Raw genomic sequence first — 287 nt, forward strand, 5'->3', positions numbered from 1 at the left:
GGTTGGCCCAGCACGCGGCGCACAGCCCGCCATGCGTGGCCAGGGTTTCCCCGCACAGCGGGCAGCGCGGCGGAAACAGCAGGTCAACGACCGGGGCAAGAAACGCGGGGCGCAGCATCGCTGGCCATGCTTCCACCAGCGCAAGAGGCTTGGCAAGCGCGCAGCTTGCGGGCAGGCAGCACGGCATGGCCCAAACCACGCCCCCCGCCCCGCCCGAAATCTTTGCCCGCCACCGCCGCCTGGCCCAGCGCGCGCGCATGCGCCGCCTGGCCACACGGCCCGATGCC

Annotated in this window: 1 protein-coding gene; it reads right to left on the reverse strand. The window is 73.5% G+C overall.

The genetic code is table 11. From position 1 onward, the window contains the following. A partial coding sequence (locus tag H926_RS35615) for a double zinc ribbon domain-containing protein (RefSeq protein WP_371256325.1) occupies window positions 1-259 on the reverse strand: 259 nt, incomplete at its 3' end. Window positions 260-287: the final 28 nt, after the last annotated feature.

It is taken from the genome of Novosphingobium sp. B-7, from assembly GCF_000410615.1.
Taxonomy (GTDB): domain Bacteria; phylum Pseudomonadota; class Alphaproteobacteria; order Sphingomonadales; family Sphingomonadaceae; genus Novosphingobium; species Novosphingobium capsulatum.